The 25,646-nt window shown below is 41.7% G+C and carries 21 protein-coding genes; 4 read left to right on the top strand and 17 right to left on the bottom strand.

Annotation, left to right across the window (positions count from 1 at the left end):
• The 9 genes from ytaF to GPS65_RS06985 form a co-directional block, all read right to left on the bottom strand.
• Complete coding sequence (gene ytaF, locus GPS65_RS07025; protein ID WP_003216274.1) at nucleotides 1-633, bottom strand: sporulation membrane protein YtaF; 633 nt, start codon at nucleotides 631-633, stop codon at nucleotides 1-3.
• Nucleotides 634-809: 176 nt separating this feature from the next.
• Nucleotides 810-1,640 (bottom strand): DNA-formamidopyrimidine glycosylase, encoded by an 831-nt coding sequence (mutM, locus tag GPS65_RS07020; RefSeq protein ID WP_012010855.1) that lies wholly within the window; start codon nucleotides 1,638-1,640, stop codon nucleotides 810-812.
• A 28-nt stretch (nucleotides 1,641-1,668) separates the two neighbouring features.
• The gene (gene polA, locus GPS65_RS07015; protein ID WP_119125210.1) at nucleotides 1,669-4,308 is read right to left on the bottom strand and encodes a DNA polymerase I; all 2,640 of its coding nucleotides are present in this window, start codon (nucleotides 4,306-4,308) and stop codon (nucleotides 1,669-1,671) included.
• 254 nt (nucleotides 4,309-4,562) lie between these two features.
• The gene (gene pnpS, locus GPS65_RS07010) at nucleotides 4,563-6,305 is read right to left on the bottom strand and encodes a two-component system histidine kinase PnpS (protein ID WP_119125211.1); all 1,743 of its coding nucleotides are present in this window, start codon (nucleotides 6,303-6,305) and stop codon (nucleotides 4,563-4,565) included.
• On the bottom strand, nucleotides 6,298-7,026 hold the full coding sequence (locus tag GPS65_RS07005) for a response regulator transcription factor (RefSeq protein ID WP_012010858.1): 729 nt from the start codon (nucleotides 7,024-7,026) through the stop codon (nucleotides 6,298-6,300). The genes pnpS and GPS65_RS07005 overlap by 8 nt, the downstream gene beginning before the upstream one ends.
• A gap of 187 nt (nucleotides 7,027-7,213) precedes the next feature.
• Nucleotides 7,214-8,152: a malate dehydrogenase gene (gene mdh / locus GPS65_RS07000; protein WP_007501693.1), complete on the bottom strand. Its 939-nt coding sequence runs from the start codon at nucleotides 8,150-8,152 to the stop codon at nucleotides 7,214-7,216.
• 34 nt (nucleotides 8,153-8,186) lie between these two features.
• The gene (gene icd / locus GPS65_RS06995) at nucleotides 8,187-9,458 is read right to left on the bottom strand and encodes an NADP-dependent isocitrate dehydrogenase (RefSeq protein ID WP_012010859.1); all 1,272 of its coding nucleotides are present in this window, start codon (nucleotides 9,456-9,458) and stop codon (nucleotides 8,187-8,189) included.
• A 147-nt stretch (nucleotides 9,459-9,605) separates the two neighbouring features.
• Nucleotides 9,606-10,724, bottom strand: a complete 1,119-nt coding sequence (gene citZ / locus GPS65_RS06990; protein ID WP_008346063.1) for a citrate synthase — start codon at nucleotides 10,722-10,724, stop codon at nucleotides 9,606-9,608.
• Between the two features lie 376 nt (nucleotides 10,725-11,100).
• Complete coding sequence (locus GPS65_RS06985) at nucleotides 11,101-11,565, bottom strand: DUF441 domain-containing protein (protein WP_119125212.1); 465 nt, start codon at nucleotides 11,563-11,565, stop codon at nucleotides 11,101-11,103.
• A 100-nt stretch (nucleotides 11,566-11,665) separates the two neighbouring features.
• Here GPS65_RS06985 and ytvI point away from each other — a divergent pair, with 100 nt between their 5' ends.
• Nucleotides 11,666-12,784, top strand: coding sequence for a sporulation integral membrane protein YtvI (gene ytvI, locus GPS65_RS06980; RefSeq protein ID WP_119125213.1), 1,119 nt, complete (start codon nucleotides 11,666-11,668; stop codon nucleotides 12,782-12,784).
• Nucleotides 12,785-12,809: 25 nt separating this feature from the next.
• On the opposite strand, the gene GPS65_RS06975 is transcribed toward ytvI, so the two are convergent.
• From GPS65_RS06975 to dnaE, 7 genes are all read right to left on the bottom strand, one after another.
• Nucleotides 12,810-13,199, bottom strand: coding sequence for an FxsA family protein (locus GPS65_RS06975; RefSeq protein WP_144481854.1), 390 nt, complete (start codon nucleotides 13,197-13,199; stop codon nucleotides 12,810-12,812).
• Between the two features lie 102 nt (nucleotides 13,200-13,301).
• Complete coding sequence (pyk, locus tag GPS65_RS06970; RefSeq protein WP_119125214.1) at nucleotides 13,302-15,062, bottom strand: pyruvate kinase; 1,761 nt, start codon at nucleotides 15,060-15,062, stop codon at nucleotides 13,302-13,304.
• A 27-nt stretch (nucleotides 15,063-15,089) separates the two neighbouring features.
• Nucleotides 15,090-16,049, bottom strand: coding sequence for a 6-phosphofructokinase (gene pfkA, locus GPS65_RS06965; protein ID WP_119125715.1), 960 nt, complete (start codon nucleotides 16,047-16,049; stop codon nucleotides 15,090-15,092).
• A gap of 341 nt (nucleotides 16,050-16,390) precedes the next feature.
• Entirely contained in the window at nucleotides 16,391-17,368 is a 978-nt protein-coding gene (gene accA, locus GPS65_RS06960) for an acetyl-CoA carboxylase carboxyl transferase subunit alpha (RefSeq protein WP_088004233.1), read from the bottom strand.
• Nucleotides 17,353-18,228 (bottom strand): acetyl-CoA carboxylase, carboxyltransferase subunit beta, encoded by an 876-nt coding sequence (gene accD / locus GPS65_RS06955; protein WP_012010866.1) that lies wholly within the window; start codon nucleotides 18,226-18,228, stop codon nucleotides 17,353-17,355. Before accD ends, accA begins: the two co-directional genes overlap by 16 nt.
• A gap of 304 nt (nucleotides 18,229-18,532) precedes the next feature.
• The gene (gene ystJ / locus GPS65_RS06950; RefSeq protein ID WP_003216785.1) at nucleotides 18,533-19,765 is read right to left on the bottom strand and encodes an NADP-dependent malic enzyme; all 1,233 of its coding nucleotides are present in this window, start codon (nucleotides 19,763-19,765) and stop codon (nucleotides 18,533-18,535) included.
• 141 nt (nucleotides 19,766-19,906) lie between these two features.
• The gene (gene dnaE / locus GPS65_RS06945; protein ID WP_119125215.1) at nucleotides 19,907-23,242 is read right to left on the bottom strand and encodes a DNA polymerase III subunit alpha; all 3,336 of its coding nucleotides are present in this window, start codon (nucleotides 23,240-23,242) and stop codon (nucleotides 19,907-19,909) included.
• A gap of 137 nt (nucleotides 23,243-23,379) precedes the next feature.
• On the opposite strand from dnaE, the gene ytrH reads away from it, so the two are divergent.
• From ytrH to GPS65_RS06930, 3 genes are all read left to right on the top strand, one after another.
• Nucleotides 23,380-23,721 carry a sporulation membrane protein YtrH gene (gene ytrH / locus GPS65_RS06940; RefSeq protein WP_012010868.1) on the top strand — a complete coding sequence of 114 codons (342 nt, stop codon included), beginning with the start codon at nucleotides 23,380-23,382 and terminating at the stop codon, nucleotides 23,719-23,721.
• A complete protein-coding gene (ytrI, locus tag GPS65_RS06935; protein WP_012010869.1) occupies nucleotides 23,718-24,221 on the top strand; it encodes a sporulation membrane protein YtrI in 504 nt (167 codons plus the stop codon). The genes ytrH and ytrI overlap by 4 nt, the downstream gene beginning before the upstream one ends.
• Nucleotides 24,222-24,330: 109 nt before the next feature.
• Nucleotides 24,331-24,516 carry a YtzJ family protein gene (locus GPS65_RS06930; protein ID WP_003216400.1) on the top strand — a complete coding sequence of 62 codons (186 nt, stop codon included), beginning with the start codon at nucleotides 24,331-24,333 and terminating at the stop codon, nucleotides 24,514-24,516.
• A 50-nt stretch (nucleotides 24,517-24,566) separates the two neighbouring features.
• On the opposite strand, the gene GPS65_RS06925 is transcribed toward GPS65_RS06930, so the two are convergent.
• On the bottom strand, nucleotides 24,567-25,508 hold the full coding sequence (locus GPS65_RS06925) for a DHH family phosphoesterase (protein WP_119125217.1): 942 nt from the start codon (nucleotides 25,506-25,508) through the stop codon (nucleotides 24,567-24,569).
• Nucleotides 25,509-25,646 lie beyond the last annotated feature (138 nt).

The raw sequence follows: 25,646 nt of genomic DNA, 5'->3' as shown, positions 1-25,646 counted from the left end.
TTACAGCTTCCAAACCCCGATTAATATGAGCAGAAGCCCTGGTAAACATGCGAGTTTATCGATCCAGCGCCAATTTGCCAAGTAATGACCGGCTCGTAGCCCGATACATACAAAAAGTGAACTCATCACTGCGACCGTGATACTCATGACAATTGGAGAAAAGCCTAGAATCGCTGCGCCAATCCCTGCGCCAAATGCATCAATGGATAAAGCAATTCCAAGAAGGACAGCTTCTATTCCATTAATCGTCCCAGATCGGTCAATATCTGCACTTGTCGGCTTTCTTAAAATGTGAATGACAAGCCCAAGCGATTGGACTTCCACATTAAGCAATGTCTTTTCATGAAGAAGCAAATCACGCTCTTTCGCTGGTTTGTAAAATTGATACAGGACCCAAAGGCCGATGGCAATTAAAATGCCTCCCCCCAGTTTATCGGTCACTGAAACAGGGAGAAATGTCGTCAGCAGGCTGCCAATCAGCATAGAAATGAGCAGCACAATCCCTGAGCAGCATGCAATAATGACGATGGCTTTAAATGGGATCCTCATTTTGCGGAGACCATACGTAAAGCCTACAGAAAAGCTGTCGATGCTAACTGCAATAGCTAAAAACAGGAGCGAAATCGAAATCATACCTGAACTCTTCCTTTCTGTTCTTGCAACGATGATCAAGAGTCTCTGGGCGTTCTTAGACTCTTCTTCACTATATGAAGAGCAGGTGGGCTGTGTGTCAGTCTACACCTTGCTGAAAAATGAATGTTTTTTATCGTATGCATTACAAAAAGGAAGCATGCTCATGGCTAAGCTGATTAAGGACGTTTTTGGCAGGTCACACAAAAGTGTGTACCGCGCCCTCCGACTACTGTTTTCTCAATGATGCTTCCGCATGTTTGGCAAGGCTCTCCCCGCCGGTCATATACAAGAAGCTGCAATTGAAACGTACCAATATCTCCTTGTGAGTTGATATAAGAACGAATCGTACTTCCACCCGCATCTACCGCCACTTGAAGCGTATCGATGATCTGTTTGTGAAGCACTTTGCAGGATTCCAGGCTAAGCTGATTCGCTTTCGTTTCTGGATGAATCCCTGATTTAAACAGGACCTCATCTACATAAATGTTACCAAGCCCTACGACAATCTTTTGATCAAGCAGTGCTGTTTTGACGACGCGTGTTGTTTTTTTCAATTGCTCCCATAAATACTCAGGAGTGAACTGTTCATCAAATGGTTCATAGCCCAGCTGTGATAGCGGGAGTTCCTTTTCCTCTTCACCCGGCTGAAATAAATGCATCGTGCCAAATTTACGTACATCATGATACCGAAGCTCCGTTCCATCGGTAAACGTAAAGACGACGTGTACGTGTTTATCATAAGGCTCATGCGCTTCATGTACACGATATTTCCCTTCCATCCTTAAATGGGAGACCATCACATAATGGTCTAAATGAAAGAGGAGGAACTTCCCTCTTCTTTCAATGGTTTGTATGGTTTCTCCAACCATTCTTCTTGCGAACTCTTCCGGCTCCCCAGGACGTTTGATGATGTTTGGCCATTTGATATCGACCGTTTCAATCGTCTTTCCTTCGACTAACCGCTTGAGAGTGCGCCGGACGGTTTCAACTTCTGGTAATTCCGGCATGCTCCTCGCTCCTTTTTATCTCTATGATTTATTTTGCATCGTACCAAGATGGACCTGAAGCAAAATCAACTTTTAGTGGCACATCAAGCTGAAGTGCATTTTCCATGACTTCAGGAACAATCTTTTCAAGAATGGCAATTTCTTCTTTTGGCGCTTCGAAGATCAATTCATCGTGCACCTGTAATAAAAGATTTGTTTGCAGGTTTTCTTCTTTGAGCCTTCGTGCCATATCAATCATCGCTTTTTTAATAATATCGGCTGCGCTGCCTTGGATCGGTGTGTTCATAGCTGTTCGTTCTGCAAAGCTTTTGATATTAAAATTACGGCTTGTGATGTCCGGGATATACCGTCTGCGTTTAAGAAGCGTCGTGACGTAGCCTTTTTGTTTCGCTTCCTGAACGATTTCTTCCATATAGGTTTTCACGCCTTTAAAACTTGTTAAATAGCGCTCGATAAATGCGGCTGCTTCTTTTCTTGTGATTCCAAGGTTTTGAGAAAGTCCGTAATCACTGATTCCGTATACAATACCAAAGTTTACTGCCTTGGCTTGTCTTCTCATCGCGGAAGTTACTTCTTCTTCTGAGACATGAAACACGTCCATCGCTGTTTTCGTGTGAATGTCCATGTCCCTCGTAAATGCTTCAATCAAATTCTCATCTTGTGAAATATGAGCAAGTACACGCAGTTCGATTTGTGAATAGTCTGCTGCAAACATGAGCCAGCCTTCTTTTGAAGGAACGAACGCTTGACGAATCTTCCGTCCTTCTTCTAAACGAATCGGGATGTTTTGAAGGTTTGGATCTGTGGAGCTTAATCTTCCTGTTTGCGTGAGTGCCTGGTTAAATCTTGTATGCACTTTATGAGTATCCTTACGCGTTACTTTCATTAACCCTTCTACATAGGTCGATTGCAGCTTTCCAATTTGTCTGTAGTGCAGAATGGACCGAATGATTTCATGCTTATCTTCAAGCTTTTCAAGCACATCTGCAGACGTTGAATAGCCTGTTTTTGTCTTCTTAATAATCGGGAGACCTAATTTTTCAAAAAGAATGACGCCAAGCTGTTTAGGAGAATTGATATTAAACGTTTCTCCTGCTAAACGGTGAATGGTTTCTTCATATTCTTTGAGCTTTTTCGTTAATTCTTCACCCATGTTCTCTAGGCGCTTTATATCTACCTTGACTCCAAGAGATTCCATTTCACCTAAGATGAGTGCAAGCGGAAGCTCTAAATCTTCATAGAGTTCATGTTGATCATTTTTCTCTAATGCTTCCAGTGTTAAATCATGCAAGGCTGAGATCGCCGCTGCTTTGCGTCCGAGATGTTCTTTCAGTTCATCTTCAGGTGGGATCGCCTGCTTTGCTCCTTTTCCGTATACTTTTTCATCAGAAAGAGCGATATTCAGACCATATTCCTTCGCTACACTTGCGACGTCTTCGTAAGTTTTCTGCGGGTTGACGACGTAGGAAGCGAGCAGAACATCATTGTCGACACCTTTTAGGTCAACATCATGCCATCTGAGGGCGACAACGGCTCTTTTTGAATCAAAGACCCATTTTTTCTTCGTTTCATCCTGTACCCATTCTTTAAATGCCTCTGATTGAAGCGCATCTTCTTTTGTCATAAAAAACGCACCATTTTCATTATGGATCGCAAAACCGATCAAATCCGCTTCGTGATAATTATCTCCAAGCTGTTCTACCACAAGGGCTGCATGATCTGTCAGCATCTCGCTGGTTACAGCTGTCATTTTTTTCACTTCTAATGCGTCTACTTCAACCTGTTCATCTGTTTCTGGGGCTTCTCCTAGACGCTCTAGCAGCGTTTGAAAGCCTAGTTCTTTATAAAGAGAGATCACTTGATCCATATGTGGACCTTCGTAGGCGAGATCTTTGCTGGACACATCAATAGGTGCTTCTACGAGAATGGTCGCCAGCTCTTTACTCATGACTGCTTGCTCTTTAAATTCTTCAAGCTTTTCTTTCAGTTTTTTCCCGCTCACTTCATCAATATGTTCAAGCAGGTTCTCAACTGTTTCAAACTGCTTTAACAATTTAATGGCTGTTTTTTCGCCTACACCTGGGACGCCTGGGATATTATCTGATGAATCTCCCATTAGCCCTTTCATGTCAATGATTTGATCTGGTCGCAGACCATATTTCTCTTCAATATGAGCAGGTGTGTAGTATTCGACTTCTGTGATGCCTTTTTTCGTAATAGCCACTGTCGTATGATCAGTTGAGAGCTGTGTTAAGTCTTTATCTCCTGAGAAGATTTTGACTTCAAAGCCGTCTTTTTCTGCCTCGACAGCCAATGTTCCGATAATATCATCTGCCTCATATTGAGGAAGCTCGTACCTTTTCACCTGATAGGCATCTAATAGTTCACGGATGAATGGCATTTGTTCTGATAGCTCTGGCGGGGTTTTTTGTCTTCCGCCTTTATATTCTTTAAATGTCTCGTGGCGGAAGGTTGTTTTTCCCGCATCAAATGCGACGAGCATATGGGTTGGCTTCTCGTCCTCCAGCATTTTCATTAAGATCATCGCAAAGCCATAAATAGCATTTGTATGTACGCCTTTATCATTTGATAATAGCGGCAAAGCAAAAAAGGCTCGATATGCAAGGCTGTTTCCATCCACTAACACTAATTTCTTTTTGTCTGTCATGTTTTAATCCTCCATCGGCTGAGCCATCTCAGCCGTCTCTTTCACACATTGTATCTCCATTTTATCAAAGTTTATTTTGAAAAGAAAATAGTCGAGCCTGCATAAAAAAGGGACGAAAACAACATGTGTTTTCGTCCTTCCAAAATTGGCTCCTTGGATGAAGGGGTTCCTATTCATCCTATCAATGAATGGTTAACAAAACATGAATTCATTGTAAAGATCATGTAAATTTTAACGTGACTTTCCTTTTTTCTCTATGTCGATTTCAAGCTCACTGTAAAAGTCGTTCCTTTCCCTTGTTTGCTGCGGACAGAAATGGTTCCTTCATGCGCCTCTACAAGGTGTTTGACAATGGCAAGACCAAGACCTGTACCGCCTGAATTTCTGCTTCTATCTTTATCAATTCGATAAAATCTCTCAAATATTCTTGGAATCTCACTTTTCTTCATCCCGATCCCTGTATCTGCTACATCAAATTCATAGGCACCTTTTCGCTTTCTTGCTGAAATGGTGACACTTCCTCCCTCTGGTGTATAGGTAAGAGCATTATTAACGAGATTGAGGAAGATTTGCTTTAACCTTAGCGGGTCTGCCATGACATAGACCGGTTCTTTTGGGACACGCACGTGTAATTGAATGCCTTTTTCTGTAGCCTTTTGATTTAACAGCACTTGAATCTCTTGGATGATTTCTGTCGCATTGGCTTCTTGAATATTCAGTTTGAATTGCTGCTGCTCAATTTTAGAAAGATCAAGTAAGTCTTGAATCAATGTTTCTAGACGGACACTCTCTTTTAAAATGATAGAAAGGAATTCTGTCAGTGCTTCTTTGTCATCAATCGCACCATCAAGAAGGGTTTCAGAAAATCCTTTAATCGACGTAATCGGTGTTTTTAACTCATGAGACACATTGGCGACAAAGTCTTTTCGCATCTGCTCCAGCTGCTTCGTTTCTGTGACGTCATGAAACACGAGGACAATGCCTTTCCATTCGTCGTCTGTACTTAAAATGGGTACCCCATCGACTTGGAAGTAGCGACGTTCAATGTCAACGGCTAGACGTAAAAACTTCCGCACCTTCGTTTCTGTCATGAAAATTTCGTCAATTAATTCGATAATCTCTTCATGGGTAAACGCTTCGTGATACAGCTTGTGCATGTAAATGTGCTTTTGCACCTTAAACTGCTTGCGGAAGGTTCGATTGACGAGGTGGATGTACCCCATCTTATCAATCAATATAATCCCTGCTCCAATATTTTCTATGACTGTTTGCAAACGGTCTCTCTGCATTTCACCGGCACTAGTCATTTCTTGAAGACTTCCTGCCAAACGCTTCATGGAGGTATTCAGTTCACTTGTTTCGATCATCAGCTCTTCATAATGATTCGTATCATAGTTCCCGCGTTCTAGCTGTTTGGCTACCTTTGTCGCATAATCAATTGGTTTTACATATTTCATCGACATGCGGTACCCGAAGAAAACGATGATGATAATCGCCGAGCCAAGACAAAAGGCTAAGGCAAGCCAAAGTTGGCCGTCAATTTCATTTAAAGGCTCATATGACACATGAAGAAATAAATAACCCGCTGGTTCGTTTTGTTTTAAGATCGGGACAGCATAATGGAACAGCGCGTCTTTCTCATCATCAATGACGACCCCTTTCGTTTGGAGACGTTCATTGTTCAGTGTGTTTTGAATGACGGCCTTTTGTTCTGCTTGACCCGTTGTATGTATGATATTCCCCTTTACATCCACAATCGACGCATTCATATCAAAATGCTGCTGTGCCTGATTGAGAACCTCTTTGTTTTGCTTCACCTTTAGATCATTACCATTCATGGAAGATAGGAGAAAGCTCGATTCCTTTTCCATTCGTTCCGTTAATTTTGTTTCATAGAAAACATGGAACATGTGATCTAGGAAAAGACCAAGTGCCACAAACACAATAAAAAGGAGAAAAATGAGTCCCGAAAACAGACGGGTTCTAATTTTACTCATTTGGCTTTGGCTCCTCCAATTTGTAGCCTAAGCCGCGAATCGTTTTAATATATGTTGGTTTTTTCGTGTTCTTTTCAATTTTGTCCCGCAAGTGGCTAATATGCACATCCACAATACGAGTATCACCTGCAAAGTCATAATTCCAAACGGCACTTAGCAATAAATCACGCGTGAGGACACGTCCTTTATGCTTCGCCAAATAAAGCAGTAGTTCAAATTCTTTTGGCGTCAGTTCTAGACGTTCTTCCTGAAAATAGACTTCGTAGTGTTCTGGTAAAATGCGCAGTTCACCAATTTTGATTTGATCTGCAATGATCTCTTCCTTCTCCTCTTGTGTGGGGGCAGGCTGAGATTGCTGTGCTCTTCTCAAGATGGCTTTTACCCGAGCACCCACTTCTCTTGGACTGAATGGCTTTGTCATGTAATCATCGGCTCCAAGCTCAAGACCTAGCACCTTATCAAATTCATCGTCCTTTGCTGTCAGCATTAAAATAGGGAACATCATTTTTTGAATTCTCAGTTGTTTGCACACTTCGATGCCGTCCATTTTCGGAAGCATTAAATCTAATACAATGAGATCAGGCTGTTCACTTGCTGCTTTTTCAAGCGCTTCTTCTCCGTCTCTTGCTGTGACGACATCATAGCCCGCTCTTTCAAGGTTATAGCTTAGAAGTGTTACAATCGATTCTTCATCATCCACAACTAATATTTTTTTATTCATGTTGTGCCTCCAATTAGTGATTTCCCCTGCATCCGTTTTTTTGTATCTTATGTGAAAAGCGAGAAGTCATGCTTTCTCTTTCATTTTAACGAAAGCTTAACAAGAGAACAATTTAAAATTTCGACAAGATTTGTTTTGTAAACAAAAAGAAGACTCCTCATACGAGAAGCCTTCTTTTTTATTCATATTAAGACAATACTTTCATGACATTCTTAACAGATTCAACAGAACGGTCAAGCTGACTTCTTTCTTCTTCTGTCAGCTCAAGCTCGATGATCTGCTCAAGGCCGTTTCCACCTACGATTGTTGGTACACCTAGGTAAATGCCTTCGTAGCCATATTCACCTTCAAGGTAAGCAATCGTTGGCATGACGCGGCGCTGATCTTTAAGGATCGCCTCAACCATTTCGACTAGTGAAGCAGCAGGAGCATAATAGGCACTACCGTTACCTAATAGGTTTACGATTTCGCCGCCACCTTTTCTTGTTCTTTCAACAATTGCATCAATTCGCTCTTTAGGAATCAATGTTTCAAGCGGGATACCGCCTGCATAAGAGTAACGAACAAGAGGAACCATGTCATCACCATGTCCACCAAGTACAAAGCCCGTCACGTCTTTAACAGATAGGTTTAATTCTTGAGCAACGAACGTGCGGAAACGTGCTGTATCAAGAATACCCGATTGTCCAATGACTTTTTCCTTTGGTAATCCTGATTCTTTATAAACTGCATACGTCATTGCATCAACAGGGTTTGTTAATACAACAATGATCGCTTCTGGAGAATATTTAACGATTTCGCGTGTCACACTACGCATGATTTTTTCATTTGTTGACACAAGATCGTCACGGCTCATTCCCGGCTTTCTTGCAATTCCCGCCGTAATGACCACAACATCAGAACCGGCTGTATCTTCGTAGTTAGAAGTTCCTGTAATGTTTGCATCGAAGCCTTGAACTGGACTTGCTTCCAGCATATCAAGTGCTTTCCCTTTTGTTGGGTTCTCAAGCTGCGGGATATCGACTAATACGACGTCCGCTAATTCTTTTTGAGCCGTTAGAAATGCTGTAGTTGCTCCAGTAAAGCCCGCTCCGATAACAGATACTTTTTTACGCTTGTTTGCCATTTCCTTTTTCCCCTTTAACTTTAAAGTTTAAGAATCAAGACAAGTTTTTGATGAGCTCGTCAGCAAACTCAGAACATTTCACTTCTGTTGCGCCATCCATTAATCTAGCAAAATCGTAAGTAACGACTTTTGATGCAATTGTATTTTCAACAGATTGAATCACTAGATCAGCTGCTTCCTGCCATCCAAGGTGCTCAAGTAAAAGCACGCCTGATAGAAGAACAGAAGATGGGTTCACTTTATCAAGACCAGCATATTTAGGTGCTGTTCCGTGAGTCGCTTCAAAAATAGCGTGTCCTGTTTCGTAGTTGATGTTCGCACCTGGTGCGATACCAATTCCACCAACTTGTGCTGCAAGAGCATCAGAGATGTAATCTCCGTTTAAGTTCATTGTTGCCACAACATCGAACTCAGCTGGACGAGTTAGGATTTGTTGAAGGAAAATATCTGCAATGCTGTCTTTGACAATAATTTTGCCAGCAGCTTCTGCTTCACTTTGCGCTTTGTTTGCCGCATCTTTTCCATCTTGTTCTACAATACGATCATATTGTGCCCATGTAAAGACCTTGTCGCCAAACTCTTTTTCAGCCACTTCGTAGCCCCAGTTTTTGAAGGCTCCTTCTGTAAATTTCATGATGTTCCCTTTGTGAACAAGCGTCACAGACTTACGGCCTTGGTCGATTGCATATTGGATAGCCGCTCTAACAAGGCGAGAAGTTCCTTCTTCAGAAACTGGCTTGATTCCGATACCTGATGTTTCTGGAAAACGGATTTTGTTTACACCTAATTCGTTTTTCAAGAAGTCAATTAACTTCTTCACTTCGTCTGATCCTTTTGCATACTCGATACCAGCATAGATATCTTCTGTATTCTCACGGAAGATGACCATATCTGTGTCTTCTGGACGTTTCACAGGAGACGGTACGCCTTTGAACCAGCGAACTGGACGTAAGCATGTGAATAGATCAAGCTCTTGTCTAAGTGCCACGTTTAATGAACGGATTCCTCCGCCGATTGGTGTTGTTAGTGGTCCTTTGATTGCGATTAAGTATTCACGAATGTCTTCTAGTGTTTGCTCAGGAAGCCATTCACCAGTTTTATTGTAAGCTTTCTCACCGGCATATACTTCTTTCCAAGTGATTTGCTTTTCACCTTTATATGCTTTTTCTACAGCTGCTTCAAGTACTCTTGATGCTGCTTTCCAAATGTCAGGACCGATTCCGTCCCCTTCGATAAACGGGATAATTGGATTATTTGGTACATTCAATACGCCGCCAGTAACTGTAATTTTTTCGCCTTGTGACAATGATATTACCTCCCAGGTTATGTAGTGAATATTTGAAACTTCTTGGCTTGATGTCTGCAAGCGAAGAAGTTTTTCACGTGTTTCGTTTTTGTTGATATAGAGGCTGATTGGCCTTCCCGAGATCAGCCCCTGCTTATTCTATAAACATTAGTCTCTTTCACTGATCGGAACAAACGTTTGAAGATCAGGTCCAATGTAGTCAGCTCTTGGACGGATAAGACGGTTGTTGTCATACTGCTCTAAAATGTGAGCAATCCATCCAGAGAATCGGCTGATCACGAAAATTGGTGTGAACAAGTCATGATCAATCCCAAGACTGTGATATACAGATGCAGAATAAAAATCAACATTTGGTGGAAGATTTTTCTCTGATGTCACGATTTCCTCTGCGCGAACAGACATTTCATACCATTTCGGCTCGCCAGTCAGGTTTGTTAAACGCTGACTCATTTCTTTTAGATGCTTTGCACGCGGATCACCTTGGCGATATACGCGGTGGCCAAAGCCCATAATTTTTTCTTTCTTCTCTAGCTTACCATGAATATAGGAATCTACGTTTTCAACTTCGCCAATTTCTGAAAGCATCTTCATCACGCCTTCGTTGGCTCCGCCATGAAGTGGTCCTTTTAGCGCACCGATAGCCGCTGTTACACCAGAGTAGATATCTGATAGTGTAGCAACACATACACGTGCTGTAAATGTCGATGCGTTTAATTCATGATCCGCATGTAGAATGAGTGCCTTATCAATTGCCTCAATTTCTACTGGTGAAGGCTCTTCGCCATTTAGCATATATAAGAAGTTTGCAGCATAGCTGTATTCTTCTTTTGGCTGTACAGGCTCAAGTCCCTTACGAATACGTGAAAATGCAGCGACTAGTCCAGAAATTTTCGCCTGTAAGCGAATGGCTTTTCTGTAATTCGCTTCTTTGTCCATAATCTCTGATTCGTCATCAAGTAATCCTAGTAAGGATACCGCTGTACGAATCGCAGACATTGGATGAACCCCATCCAGCGAATACGATTTAAAGTGCTCAATGATTTCTTGCGGAATGTGAGCATTTTCGTTGAGCTGCTGTTTTAACTCGCTCAGCTCTTGCTCATTCGGCAGCTTTAAGTGCCATAACAGGTAGACAATTTCTTCGAAAGTAGCTTTTTCAGTTAAATCATCGATATTGTACCCTACGTAAGTAAGAGTATCATCAATAATTGAGCTTACGGATGAAGTTGTTGCCACAATACCTTCAAGACCTCTTGTTGCTGTCATGTTCAATCTCCCCTTTTTAAAAAGATTCCCCTTCGTTGCAGAATTCTCGCTTTTTGAAAGCGCTATCCAATCCGAATAAGACGGCAGGTTCAGAAAAGAAAATGCTTACATTTACCTATACGGTTAGAGCGCTTTTAGCCTCATATCTCTTGTGTGATCAATGAGTTCAAAATTAAGCCTATTCCCATTATAAACAATAATCAGACATTTGTTAAATGTTTAACTATAATTTTTTTTGATATTTTTTTTTCCAGTCTTCCATATCAGGCATGGAATAAAGGGATTTTGCTTCTTTTATTATATTTAATTATGTTTTTTTGCAAAAGCTCACGCAAGAAAAAAATAAAAAAAGAAAGTGGTATGAACCACTCTCTTTTCAACCGCTGAAAAATTTCACAGCCTGCATCGCCAAATAAGCAATTCCTGCTCCGATCAGCGGACCGACAGCTACACCTTTGAATAAGCTGACTGCTAAAATCGTCCCGAACACAAGCGCTGTCGTGATATGCGGATCATTCTCGAGTAGCACAATACCGTTTTTTGCAATTAATGCTACTAATATACCCGCTCCAAGTGCAATCCAAGCATAAGAAGATTTCACTGCTTCTCCAAGCTGTTTAAATCCAATGTCTCCTGTTGCAATAGGGACAAGTACAGCAATAGTAATAACGGTGACCCCCCAATTGATGCCTTTCGATTGAAGAACCGGGAAAACCTTTTGATCCAAACCAATCAGCTTAATCCCAATAAGCACAGAAACCGCTAAGATTAATGAATTGTTTTTTGCAATAAGTGCAATAACGAGTAAAAGAACCAAAAATAAATTTGCTTGAGTAAACATACGCCGCCCCTTCCTTTCTTTTTATTGCGACCTTTTCATATTACTAATCTTTTTGAATAAAATGAAGTATCGGACATGCTTGTTTTTTGGAGGGGATTGTGTGAATCACACCTATATGGCCATTTTTCTACGAAGTTTGATGATGATCAGCATTGCTGTATTTGCGGTTGTCTTTTTATATCAGTCTTTTCCTTTTTTATATCCTTTTTGGATTGCACTTATTGTCTCCTGCCTCATTCACCCTGTCGTATGCAAAATAGAAGAGATCACCGGAATGCCGAGAGGATTCGTTGTAGTCATTGTACTACTGCTCTTTTTAGTAGTAGCCGCCGGTTTCATCACACTCTTAGTAGCAGAAATCATCTCAGGAAGTGCTTATTTAGCAAAAGTTCTACCTGGTCACCTTGATCAAATCATTGGGATTGTCGAACGTTTTTTTACAGATAAGATCCTGCCTTTGTACCATGATGTAACCGCCCAATTTAATACGCTGCAAGCAGGGCAAAAGGAATCAATTTTGGGACAAATCCAAGCGCTGGGCGATGAAGCTGCTGCAAAAATAGGGACTTTTCTTTCAAAAACTCTCGAGCTTATCCCGGCTTTTTTAGGTCTTTTGCCTGATGCAGCCGCAACCCTTTTGTTTTCTGCACTGGCGACTTTTTTTATCACAAAAGATTGGTTTACATTAAAAAAATATGGTTCTCGTATCTTTCCCGCAAAATGGATGCAGCATACACGAGCCATTTTATCTGAAATCAAAAAAGCCATTACCGGTTTTATGAAGGCGCAGCTTTTGCTTGTTGCCATGACCATTGGCCTTGTCATCATCGGACTGATGATCTTAAAAGTCGAGCACGCCCTTGTCATTGCTTTATGTATTGGGTTTGTCGATTTACTTCCTTATATCGGGAGCGGCACTGTTTTTCTGCCATGGATCATTTACTCCGTCATGACAGGCAACCTTTCACTCGCCATTGGGCTCGGCATTTTATACATTGTCGTGCTCCTTCAAAGACAAATTTCAGAGCCAAAAGTCTTAAGCAAATCCATTGGACTTAATCCTTTAGCTACGCTCGTGGCGCTATTTGTCGGGTTAAAATGGTTCGGTTTCCTTGGACTCGTCATTGGCCCTGCCTCCCTTGTCGTGTGGCAAGCATTTCGTAATGCAGGTGTTTTCAGCGATATCTATCAGTACATTCGGTACGGCATGCAAAAGTAAAAGAGACCTTTAGTTCAAGGTCTCTTTAGCGAATAATTGTATAGCGATTGCGATTAGACATGTTTCTAAGCCAGCGTTCAAAAAGCGGCTTGATTTGCTTTCTCGTCATCGGAATGAGCAGCAGCGCACCGATGATATCCGATAAGAAGCCGGGGATGAGCAGTAGCAGACCACCGATTAGAATGCAAAAACCATCAACTATCGTTCCCCCTGGCATTTTGCCATATTGTAAATCTCTTTGCACTTTTTGAAAAGCTTCAATTCCTTGCTTTCTTGCAAAGTAAGCGCCTAATGCACTCGTGAGTACGATCAACAGCATCGTTGGCAAAATGCCAATGATTTTACTTGATATTAAAAATAAACTGATTTCCACTGCAGGGAACAGAATCAATAATAGTAGCAAATATTTTTTCAAGCCATATCACCTCATGGGGTATCTTTCATCGAAAACTGTTTTACTTTTTTAGTGTAACATAAAAAAAGAGAGGAGTCAGACAACTCCCCTCGTGTGTATCATTTATAGGACGCTTGCACGGCCTTTGTAGATCGCTCCGCGTGCCGGATCTACTGTAATTTCTTCGCCTTCTTTTAGGAGTGTTGTAGCTCCATCAAGACCTACAATCACTGGAATGCCAAGGCTGAGTCCAACGACTGCTGCATGGCTTGTTAAGCCGCCTTCTTCTGTGATCAAGGCAGATGCTTTCTCTAAAGCACTCATCATATCACGATCTGTACAGTTTGCGACAAGAATCGCCCCATCGTACATTTTTTCTTCTGCTTCTTTTCCGCTTTGTGCAATGACAACCGGTCCAAATGCAGATTTACGGCCAATTCCTTGACCTTTCGCAATGATGTCACCGACAACATACACTTTCATTAAGTTTGTTGTACCTGTTTCACCAACTGGCACACCAGCTGTAATAACGATTAAATCGCCATGTCTCACGTAGCCTGTTTCAATCGATTTCTCGACTGCATTCTCAAGCATTTCATCCGTAGACGTCGTTTTTGATCCACTCTTCGCAAATACACCGAATACAAGAGATAGCTTCCTTGCAACTGATTCGTTTGCTGTGACTGCTACGATTGGTGCTTTTGGTCTATATTTTGAAATCATTCTCGCTGTATGACCGCTTTCCGTAGGTGTCACAATCGCTGCAACGTCAAGCTTCATCGCTGTATGTGCAACAGATTGACCAATGGCATCAGTAATGCTGACATCTACTTCTTCGCTTCTGCGAGAAAGAATGGCTTTATAGTTGAGTGCATCTTCTGAACGTGATGCAATGTTATGCATTGTTTGTACAGCTTCCACTGGATACGTTCCTGCTGCTGTTTCACCAGAAAGCATAATCGCATCTGTGCCATCAAAAATAGCATTTGCCACGTCACTTGCTTCCGCACGAGTTGGACGAGGATTACGCTGCATGCTATCAAGCATTTGGGTTGCTGTGATGACAGGTTTGCCCAAGCGATTGCATTTTTTGATGAGCATTTTTTGAACAAGCGGTACTTCTTCTGCTGGGATCTCTACACCAAGATCTCCACGCGCAACCATCAAACCGTCTGATACCTCAAGGATTTCATCAATGTTATCAACACCCTCTTGGTTTTCAATCTTAGGGATGATTTGAATGTCAGCCGCATTATTCTTTTCAAGAAGCTCACGAATTTCAAGAACATCAGAAGCTCGTCTCACAAAAGAAGCTGCGATGAAATCAACGCCTTGTTCAATTCCGAACAGAATATCATTGGCATCTTTTTCTGTAATACCTGGCAAGTTCACACTTACACCTGGTACGTTTACACCTTTTTTGTTTTTGAGCGTGCCAGTATTCATGACCTTTGTGACGATTTCTTTCTGATCCATGTTCAGTTCTTTCACTTCTAAACCAATGAGACCATCATCTAAAAGGATTGTTGAACCCACTTCTACATCATGGATCAAATCTTCATATGTCACACTAATTTTTTCCGTATTTCCAACAATGTCTTCCATACTTACGATGAGATCTGCACCAGCGACTAGCTCAATTGAGCCGTTTTCAACTGTACGTGTACGGATCTCTGGACCTTTTGTATCAAGAAGGATCGCAATGTCCTTGCCTAATGTTTTCCCTGCTTTACGAATGTTTTCGATGCGTGCACCATGCTCTTCAAAATCTCCATGAGAGAAGTTTAGTCTGGCTACATTCATTCCTGCTTCAATCAATTCAGTCAGCTTTTCAATGGTTTCACTTGCTGGACCGATTGTACAAACGATTTTTGTCTTTCTCATTACTGTTCCTCCTAAGGTCTTCTCGATTTATATAGAGAGCTCTTGTGAAAGTCGGTACATATTTTGATCGACTGTATGTTTTTTATCTAAGATATCTAAAATATCGTGGTGAACGAGTTCGTTGCTTAAAATACCTACACAGCGTCCGCCTTTTCCTTCAAGAAGAAGTTCTACTGCGTATGCTCCTAAACGGCTTGCGAGTACTCGGTCAAACGCACTTGGAGAACCTCCGCGCTGAATATGTCCTAAAACAGATACACGGGTTTCAAGGCTTGTCTCCTCTTCAATCCGCTTACCAAATTCAACACCGCTGCCTACGCCTTCTGCGACGATGATGATACTGTGCTTCTTGCCGCGCTCGTGCCCTCTTCTTAATCTCGCAATAATTTCATCCATGTCATAGTCTGCTTCAGGAATCAAAATCGATTCGGCTCCGCCTGCAAGACCTGACCAAAGAGCAATATCACCAGCATGTCTTCCCATTACTTCCACTACGTATGTACGTTCATGAGATGTGGCTGTATCACGAATTTTATCAATGGCGTCAATGACTGTATTCAGTGCTGTATCAAAGCCAATAGTGAAATCAGTACCTGGGATATCGTTGTCGATTGTACCTGGGACACCTACACATGGAAAACCGAGCTCCGTTAATTTCTTCGCTCCCATGAATGAACCGTCTCCGCCGATCACAACAAGTCCTTCAATACCGAATTTTTTTAAGTTCTCAATGCCTTTTTCACGACCTTCAACTGTCTTGAATTCAGGGCATCTTGCCGTGTAAAGTTTTGTTCCTCCACGATGAATGATATCGCCAACTGAACCTATTTCAAGTTTCTCAATTTTACCGTTAATTAGACCTGAATATCCATTATAAATACCGTAAACTTCAACATTATGGTAAATTGCTTTCCTTACAACTGCGCGCACAGCTGCATTCATTCCTGGGGAATCCCCACCGCTCGTTAAAACTCCTATACGCTTCATCTTTTTCACCTCAGAGACCATATATGAATTAAACATACCATTTCCACTGCTTGAAAACAATCATGAGCAAAACAGGATGTTTTCAATTTGTATTTCTAAAACCGTCCTTATTATACAATTAAATAAACCGTTTTTAAACAAAAGTTAAGAAAGTCATGAAAGCAATTCTTTCAAAAACGAGGAGGGTCCATTCCTCAAAAGCCCACCGCATCAAGGTTTTCAGACGTTTTAAACTTTATGAAAACAAAAGAAAATTATTTTCAAATAGCGCTTACATGAGGACGGTTTTCATGAAAAAAGATGAAAAAAATAAACGCCAGCCAAAAAGGCTGTACGTTTATTTAGTTTACCCCAATATATTGATTTTCAACCGATACTTTCCCGATTGCTTTGTATTTTTGATATCTTTGTTCGACTAGTTCTTCAGGTGTTAGTTTGAGCAAAGATGTAAGTGACTGTTTTAATGTTGTTTCAATGTAGGCTGCTTGTTGTTTCACGTCTCGATGTGCTCCACCTTGCACTTCTTTAATAACATCATCTATAATATCTAATTCTTTTAGGTCTGGAGCCGTAATCTTCATTGATTCTGCAGCTTTTTTCGCAAGTGATGAGTCCTTCCAGAGCAGTGCTGCTGCACCTTCAGGTGAAATCACTGAATACGTTGAATTCTCTAGCATGTATAGGTGGTTTCCTACGCCTAAGCCTAGTGCGCCGCCACTTCCGCCTTCTCCAATGACAATACAGACAACCGGTACACGAAGTCCTGCCATTTCGAATAGGTTTTTCGCAATTGCTTCACTTTGCCCACGTTCTTCAGCTGCTTTACCAGGATAAGCTCCTTTTGTATCAATAAAGCAAATGATCGGACGATTAAATTTATCTGCTTGTTTCATCAAGCGCAGCGCTTTACGGTAGCCTTCTGGATGAGGCATTCCGAAATTACGGCGCAAGTTTTCTTTTGTATCTTTACCGCGCTGATGGCCAATCACTGTAACAGGAAGCCCTTTAAACGTGGCAATTCCTCCAACGATCGCTTCATCATCGCCATAAAAACGGTCACCGTGACACTCGAAAAAGTTGTCAAACAGCTCTTGAATGTAATCGAGAGTTGTTGGGCGCATCGCATGACGAGCAATCTGTACTCTGTCCCACGGCTTTAAATTTGTATAAATGTCTGCTTCAAGTTTGCTCAGACGTGTTTCAAGACGCTCAATTTCTGCACTTAAATCCATTTCTGAGTTTTGTGTGAACTTTTTTAGTTCATCAATTTTCGCTCGAAGTTCAATGACAGGTTTTTCAAATTCTAGTTCTCCAGCCACTCTCGTTCACCTCCTGTGCTGTGTAATGCTAAGATTCGGCCTAATGTTTCTTTCATCTCTGCACGATGAATGACAGCATCCAGCTGTCCATGCTTCAGCAAAAATTCAGCCGTTTGGAAGTCCTCTGGCAGGTCTTCACGAATTGTTTGTTCAATGATTCTACGACCTGCAAACCCAATTAAAGCACCAGGTTCTGCAAAGTTGTAATCACCAAGAGACGCGAAACTAGCTGATACTCCGCCAGTTGTTGGGTTCGTCATCACAGAGATAATCAAACCTTGGTCCTCACTGAACAGTTTTAATGCTGAACTTGTTTTTGCCATCTGCATAAGACTGAGAATTCCCTCTTGCATTCTCGCTCCGCCTGATGCAGTAAAGATGATAAATGGCACCTTGTCCGCTTTTGCTTTCTCAATCGCAAGTGTGATCTTTTCACCAACAACTGAGCCCATGCTACCCATACGGAATGTGGCATCCATGACAGCAATCACAGCACGCTTGCCTTCAATTTCACCTTGACCTGTGACAATGGCTTCATTCAAAGACGTTTTTTCTCTGTCTTTCTCAAGCTTTTCTTCGTAGCCTGGGAATCCGAGCGGGTTTTCTGAGATCAGGTGCCCGTTAAATTCTTCAAATGTGCCTTCGTCAACAAGGCTGTCAATACGCTGTTTTGCATTCATTTGCAAATGCCGGCCGCAATTCATGCAAACACGTAAATTTTTATCTAGTTCTTTGGTGAGCATTATTTTTTTACATTGCGGACATTTGGTCATGATGCCTTCAGGCACATCTTGACTTGCCTGTTCAGAGGGTACAGATGCATATTTTTTCTTTTTACTGAAAATATTTTTAATTGACAAATGACTACCTCCCTTTTTGAAGGGTTTTTTCTTTACACGCACATCCACTATTATAGGACATGTCATAACTGTACCGAAACTATTGTACTTTTTTTGTCAAACGCTGTCATCCTTCATTCAATTTTTTCAGTGGGGAATTGATGAGAAATGAGTATGTGTTTGGGGCGCTGAGCAGTTGATATATGTGAATTGTGAACGTCTACAAAAAAATATCATGTCGGATGAAAAAATTTTCGCGTATGAGAGGAAATGGTGCACGTCTTTCCTCCAATTTCAGAAAGAACGTGCACACTTTTCCAATTGATTATTCGCCGATAATCGTTAATTTTCTTGTTTTTTCAGCGACTTCTTCTGGGTCGACTTTGATTCTTGCAACGCCAGTTTCCATTGCTGCTTTTGCTACTGCTTTTGCTACCGCTGGTGCTACACGTGCATCAAATGGTTCGGGGATGACGTATTCAGCTGACAATTTATCATCTGAAACAAGCGAAGCAATTGCTTCTACGGCTGCAATTTTCATTTCTTCGTTAATGTGAGTTGCACGTACATCTAATGCTCCGCGGAAAATGCCTGGGAATGCAAGTACGTTGTTTACTTGGTTCGGGAAGTCAGAACGGCCAGTTCCTACAACACTTGCGCCTGCTGCATGTGCATCTTCTGGCATAATCTCTGGATTAGGATTCGCCATTGCGAAGATGACAGGATCTTTTGCCATTTTGCCAACCATTTCTTTTGTTAGAGCGCCCGCTACTGAAACTCCGATGAAAACGTCAGCGCCTTCAATCACTTCTTCTAATGAACCTTCTTTACGGTCTTGATTCGTGAATTTAGCTACTTCATTTTTCACTGCATTCATACCGTTCGGGCGGCCTTCGTAAATTGCGCCTTTTGTATCACACATGATGATATCACGTACACCGAAATGATATAGAAGCTTGATAATTGCAATTCCCGCGGCTCCAGCGCCGTTTGCTACCACTTTGATAGAGGACATTGATTTTCCAGACAGTTTCAGCGCATTTACAAGTCCTGCTACTGTCACAATCGCTGTTCCGTGCTGATCATCGTGGAACACTGGAATGTTTGTCTCTTTTTTCAAGCGCTCTTCGATAATGAAGCAGTTTGGAGCTGCAATATCTTCAAGGTTGACACCGCCAAACGTTGGCTCAAGAAGCTTGACTGTTTCAACGATTTTGTCAACATCGTTTGTCGCAAGCGCGATTGGGAAGGCATCAACGCCAGCGAAGCTTTTGAATAATACAGCTTTTCCTTCCATTACTGGAAGAGATGCTTCTGCACCAATATTTCCAAGCCCTAAAACAGCGCTTCCGTCTGTGACAACAGCGACCATATTGCCTTTCATTGTATAATCATACACTTTGCTTGTGTCGTCATAAATATCTTTACATGGTTCTGCAACACCAGGTGAGTAAGCCAAGCTCAAGTCTTTCGCATTTTTCACTTGTACTTTTGATTTTGATTCAAGTTTGCCTTGATTCTCTTTGTGCATATGTAATGCTTCTTCTCTTAATGACATGTGATGAACACTCCTTCAAGTGGAAAATGATTTAATGAATTGCTAAGTTGATAAGCACATACTGGCAGTTTTAAATACACAGAATCTTTAAAATGATAACACAATAGGTGAATTTGTAAAACATATTCAGGCGATTTGTCATCATTTAATCACAACGTTTTGTTCACCGAGCAGCTCTTTTAATTGGAAAATGACAGCATGATCTGCATGAACTTTGTATGCATCTGGAAGTCTCACTGTCTTTTTTTGCTTCTCATAGTACAAATAGACATCTGCTCCCCCGCTGTGCATCGAGATCACCCGCTTTACTTGCTCTAGCAGCTCCTGCGTATGATTTTCTTCTTTCACCCGAATGTAGACAGACTCTTTTCTTTGTGTACCCATCTCTTCAAGCAGAACGGCTTCTTGCACGATGATCTGGCTGCTCTCATTTCTGACATCTATTCTGCCTTCAACATAAAGCATGGCGCCCTCCTCAAGTAAGGGGGACAGCTTTCTAAATTGCTCTGGAAAGACAACGCCTTCCATTTCTCCCGTTTCATCCCCAAATGTCACAAATGCCATCGACTGTCCATTTTTTGTTCGAATCGATTTCACTTTTGTCAAAAGACCACCCATTGAGACCTTTCGCTTTATATAGGAAGAAAGCCTGATGATCTCCACTGCACCATTCTTTCTTAAGCGATCTCGGTACGCTTGTACAGGATGATTTGATAAATATAGTCCAAGTGCTTCTTTTTCAAATTGCAAGAGATCGACAAGCGGCAATTCTTCTATCTCCGCATATTTTGGCTTAATGGAGAAGGTTGTATCCCCCAGAAAGTCGAGCTGATCATCTGGATTTAAAAATGACACATGATCTAATGCAATATCTATTGATGCCAATAACGAAGCTCGATTTGGATAAAGCTCATCCATCGCCCCTGAAAAAATGAGCGCTTCAATCGTTTTTCGGTTGACACTCTTAGCTGATACTCTTGCGCAAAAATCAAATAAATCTTCAAACGGCTTTTCTTGTCTTGCTCTGTATATATCCTTTACAGCTGACACTCCGACATTTTTGATCGCTCTTAAGCTGTAGCGGATCTCCCCTTTTTCAACCGTAAATGGAAATTCACTCTTATTAATAGAAGGCTTCAACACAGATATCCCTTTTTCCTTTGCCTCATAGAAATATTGAGCGACTTTGTCTTCATTTCCAATCACACTCGTTAAAAGTCCGCACATAAAATATAACGGATAATGCGCTTTTAAGTAAGCAAGCTGAAAGCCAATCATGCTATATGCAACAGCATGGCTTCTATTAAAACCATAGTTTGCAAATTTGACGATTAAGTCATAAACGTCATTTGCAATGTTAACAGGATACTCCTTTTTTAGGCATCCTTCAACAAAATGGCTCCGCTCTTCATCAAGAACCTTTTTATCCTTCTTTGAAACTGCTCTTCTTAATAGATCTGCCTCGCCAAGCTGAAAGCCTGCCATCTTCGCTGCAATGAGCATGATTTGCTCCTGATAGACAATGACCCCATATGTGTCTTTTAAAATGTCATACAAATCAGGATGCGGGTAAGAGACCTTGACTCTGCCGTGCTTTCGGTCGATAAAAAGCGGGATATTCTCCATTGGACCTGGACGATAGAGGGCATTGACTGCCACGATGTCTTCTAAACTAGAGGGCTTTAAGCGTCTCAGCACCTGACGCATTCCTTGTGATTCAAGCTGGAAAATTCCTGTTGTATCTCCTGCTGATAACAATTCAAATGTTTTCTGGTCTTCATATGAAATGTCACTAAAGTTAATGTGGACGTTTTCCTGTCTTTCAATCTGGTTTTTAATGGATTCAATTAAGGTTAAGTTTCTAAGTCCTAAGAAATCCATCTTTAAAAGCCCGAGATCTTCTAAATAATTCATCGCATACTGCGTTAAATACACACCATCATGGCCGTCTTGTATGGGAACGACCTCTGTCAGCGGCTCTTCGCTCAGCACAACGCCGGCTGCATGTGTCGATGTATGTCTTGGCAAGCCTTCTACCTTTAAAGCAGTTTGAAAGACTTGCCTGAGTTCTTCGGACTGCTGGAGCATTGTTTTTAATTCAGGAGATGCAGTCAACGCTTCTTTCAGCGTCGTTCCTGGCTTTGATGGAATCAGCTTTGCAAGCCGGTCCGCTGCTTTTGAATCAATCCCCATCACACGTCCGACATCCCTTAAAGCTGCTTTTGCTGCAAGGGTTCCAAACGTGACAATTTGCGCCACATGCATGTCTCCGTATTTGTCTTTTACATAAGAAATGATTTCATCTCTTCTCGTATCGGGGAAATCAATATCAATATCAGGCATACTGATTCGCTCAGGATTTAAGAAACGCTCAAATAACAAGCCGTGACGGAGCGGATCAACATCCGTAATAAACAGTACATAGGCAACAAGTGAGCCTGCAGCCGATCCCCGGCCCGGCCCTGTGACAATGCCTTGGTCATGGGCATACTTCATAAAATCCCACACGATGAGAAAATAATCACTGAAATTCATTTTTTGGATAATGCTTAGTTCGTACTCAAGTCTTTTCACATACGCGTCATTTGAAGCAATCTTTCTTTGCTTCATCCCTTCCGCACATACTTTTCGTAAAAACTGATCTGCTGTGGATTGATCAGGGGCCGGGTAGGATGGGAGTTTTGTCTGCCCAAGATTCAGATCGACTTCACAGCGGTCTGCGATCTCCACTGTTCTTGTCAGTAGCTCCGTATCCTGCGTATACCATTCCTTCATTTCTTCATAGGTTCTGAAATGCTTTTCTGCTCGGTCTTCCTCAACCTCTGGCAGCTGCTGCCCTGCTTTAATCGCCTTTAAACACGTATAGGCGGTTTTGTCTTCTCGCTTGATGTAGTGAACATCTCCTGTCGCAACAAGAGGAATGTCTGCACTTTTTGAAATATCCCTCAGTTTAGCGACAAGCGATTCGTCTTGCTGAAATGGTTGAAGTGCGATGTACACATGCCCCTCACCGAAAATATGTTTCAATTGTTTCGCCGCATGATGCGCTTCTTCTATCTGATCATGCTGAAGCAGCGTTTCAATGTACCCAGAAACACCTGGCGTGATGGCAATGAGCCCGCGGTGATAGCTTTTCAACCATTTCTCTTTCAGTCCGGCTTTTGATTTTGATTTCAGCACACTGCTGATTTTGATCAAGTTTTGATAGCCTTCATTGTTTTTGGCAAGGAGTACCAAGGGATAAGCCTCTGTCTCTTGTTCATCTATGAAGACAGAAGCTGTTAAACCGATGACCGGCTTGATGTCATGTTTTTTACATTCCTTATAAAATTCAACCGTTCCATACATCACATGGTCATCGGTAAGAGCGAGCGCCTTGTAGCCAAGCTCTTTTGCTTTCAGCACGAGCTCCTTTACTTTTGCTGCACTGCTTAATAAGCTGTATCCACTGTGGACCTGAAGATGAACATAAGACATGCTTAATCCACTCCTTTCGTCTAAAGTCATTCTTTCATTATAAAACGCGATGCGATGAGAAACAAATGTTCTTTCTTTTCTGTCCGTTCATACTTGTCCTGCACACGCCATATATTGAATTGAGTGAGGTGGACAAAATGGATGTGAAGGAAGCTTTTATTCCAAATTTTATTAGCTGTTATTTTATTGCACTTGGGGTCATTTTGGGGGGTGCCATTATAGGCGGTGTTGGTGCTTATTTGGCTGGTCAGCCGCCTTTATCCATTATTACGAGTCTTGCCAATCGTTTAAAGATTTGGGCGCTTGTCGCAGCTATCGGCGGAACGTTTGATGCTGTTTATAGCTTTGAAAGAGGCATTTTTGAAGGGAACACGCGTGATATTTTCAAGCAGATTTTATTAATTGTCTCTGCCATGGGCGGTGCGCAAACGGGTTATCTCATTATCACGTGGCTCACCCAGGAGCATGTGTCATCATGAGGGTGCCGGAGCTTTACAAACGTCCAGGCTGGCAGCGTTTTTTTGCGGGGATGATGTTTGGCGCGATTGTGAGCTGGCTCATTTTCCTTTTTACATACGGAACCTTTCAGGAAAAGCAGGTGACATTGCTGAGAAGTCAGCAGCACCATATGAACAGTCTGAAAGAACAAATCACACTCTATCGGGAAGATTTGCATAAGTTAAATGAGGATAATAAAAAGCGCCTGCTGATCCAAAGCGTAGATGTCCATCTCGTCAATCGTGAGCAATATAAAATCCCTGAGCCAGATACGCTAAAATTTGAAGATCAGGTCAAGGAGGATATCTCAGAGGTTATTACAAAGGACATTGAAAGTGTCTATAAAACAAAGGAATTATTAAAACGCACGGTCGAAAACAAAGAATATACCATTCGGGAAAAGGCATACCGCGCCAAAGTGACAGAACTGACGATTTATACGAAGCTTTCACTTGAAGTGCGCATTTCATTTGCTGAATAAATGATCATGTGGAATTTTTATGAATTTCTGCCCTCAATGATCGCTTTTCCCCCTTAATTTTTATACACTAAAAGTAGAACGAGATCTCAAACAGAAAGAGGTGAGGACAATGGAGGTTTATAGCTATCGTCAAATGGCAAGAGACAAAGCAAGCCGGATCAAAGACGGCATGTGTGCTTATGCTGAGACAGAAATGATGGCTCATTTAATTAAAAAAGAATTAAAGCATCAAAATCTCCAAGCCTATGAAGATTCAACTGACATCGGCTGCTGGTTTATCCCTGTATGCAAGTAACCCTTTTCTCTATGACCAAAAAAGAGAGAGGGGACTTGAATCCCCCTCTCTCATGATGATGATTTACATACTTCTTCTAAATCACGCAAAATCTCATCTGCCACGGCCCAATCATAAATAGACGCACCAGCTGCAAGCGGGTGGCCGCCGCCATGATATTTTTTCGCAATGGTATTAATGACAACGCCTTTCGAGCGGAATCTCACACGAATCTGATCATTTTCTTCCACAAAAAAGACCCATGCCTTAATCCCTGCAATATTTCCAAGTGTCCCAACAAGCTGTGAGGCTTGCTGCGCTGTCGTTTGGAACGATTCCAATATATCCTGTTTAATGAAAACAGAAGCGACCCCATTCTCTGACAAAGAAATATGTTGAAAAATATAGCCATTTAATTTCACGACATTCAGATCCGTCTCATACAATTGATTGAAAAGGTCTGAAGATGAGAATGGATATTCAATCAGTTCTCCAGCATATTTGAGCGTCTTTTTCGTCGTGTTTGGGAAAAGGAAGCGGCCTGTGTCTCCTACAATGCCGGCATAAATGAGTTCAGCCGCCTTTGTATTCAGCTGATATCCTTCTTCTTTCCCCTCTAAATATAATTCATAAATCATTTCGCTCACAGAGCTTGCCTCTGTATCCACCCAAAGCAAATCACCATACGGATCTTCATTTGGATGATGGTCAATTTTCATCAGCTTATCGCCCATTGAATAGCGCTGATCATCAATTCTTGCTTGATTGGCTGTATCGCAGACAATGACAAGCGCCCCTTTGTACAGGTCATCCGGCACTTCATCAAGTTCATACAAAAATGAAAGGGTTGGCTCCGGTGTTCCCGTCGCATAAATATTTTTTTCTGGATAGGTGGCACGCAAGATTTCCGTAAGGCCGCACTGTGATCCATACGCATCAGGATCTGGTCTTACATGTCTATGAATGATGATGGTGTCATATAATGATATGGTTCTAATCAGTTCTTTTTTCATAAAAACTCCTTCTTATCCGATACTCTTTTTATTATTAAATCATAATCTATCCTGACGGAAAAGTGAGGAATAGACAATTTATTCTAGTAAGCAAGCCTATTTACGTTTAAAATAGGGTTGTAACCACTTACAATGGAG

The sequence above is a fragment of the Bacillus pumilus genome (assembly GCF_009937765.1).
Taxonomy (GTDB): Bacteria; Bacillota; Bacilli; order Bacillales; family Bacillaceae; genus Bacillus; species Bacillus pumilus_O.
This window is presented reverse-complemented; position numbering and strand designations above follow the sequence as displayed.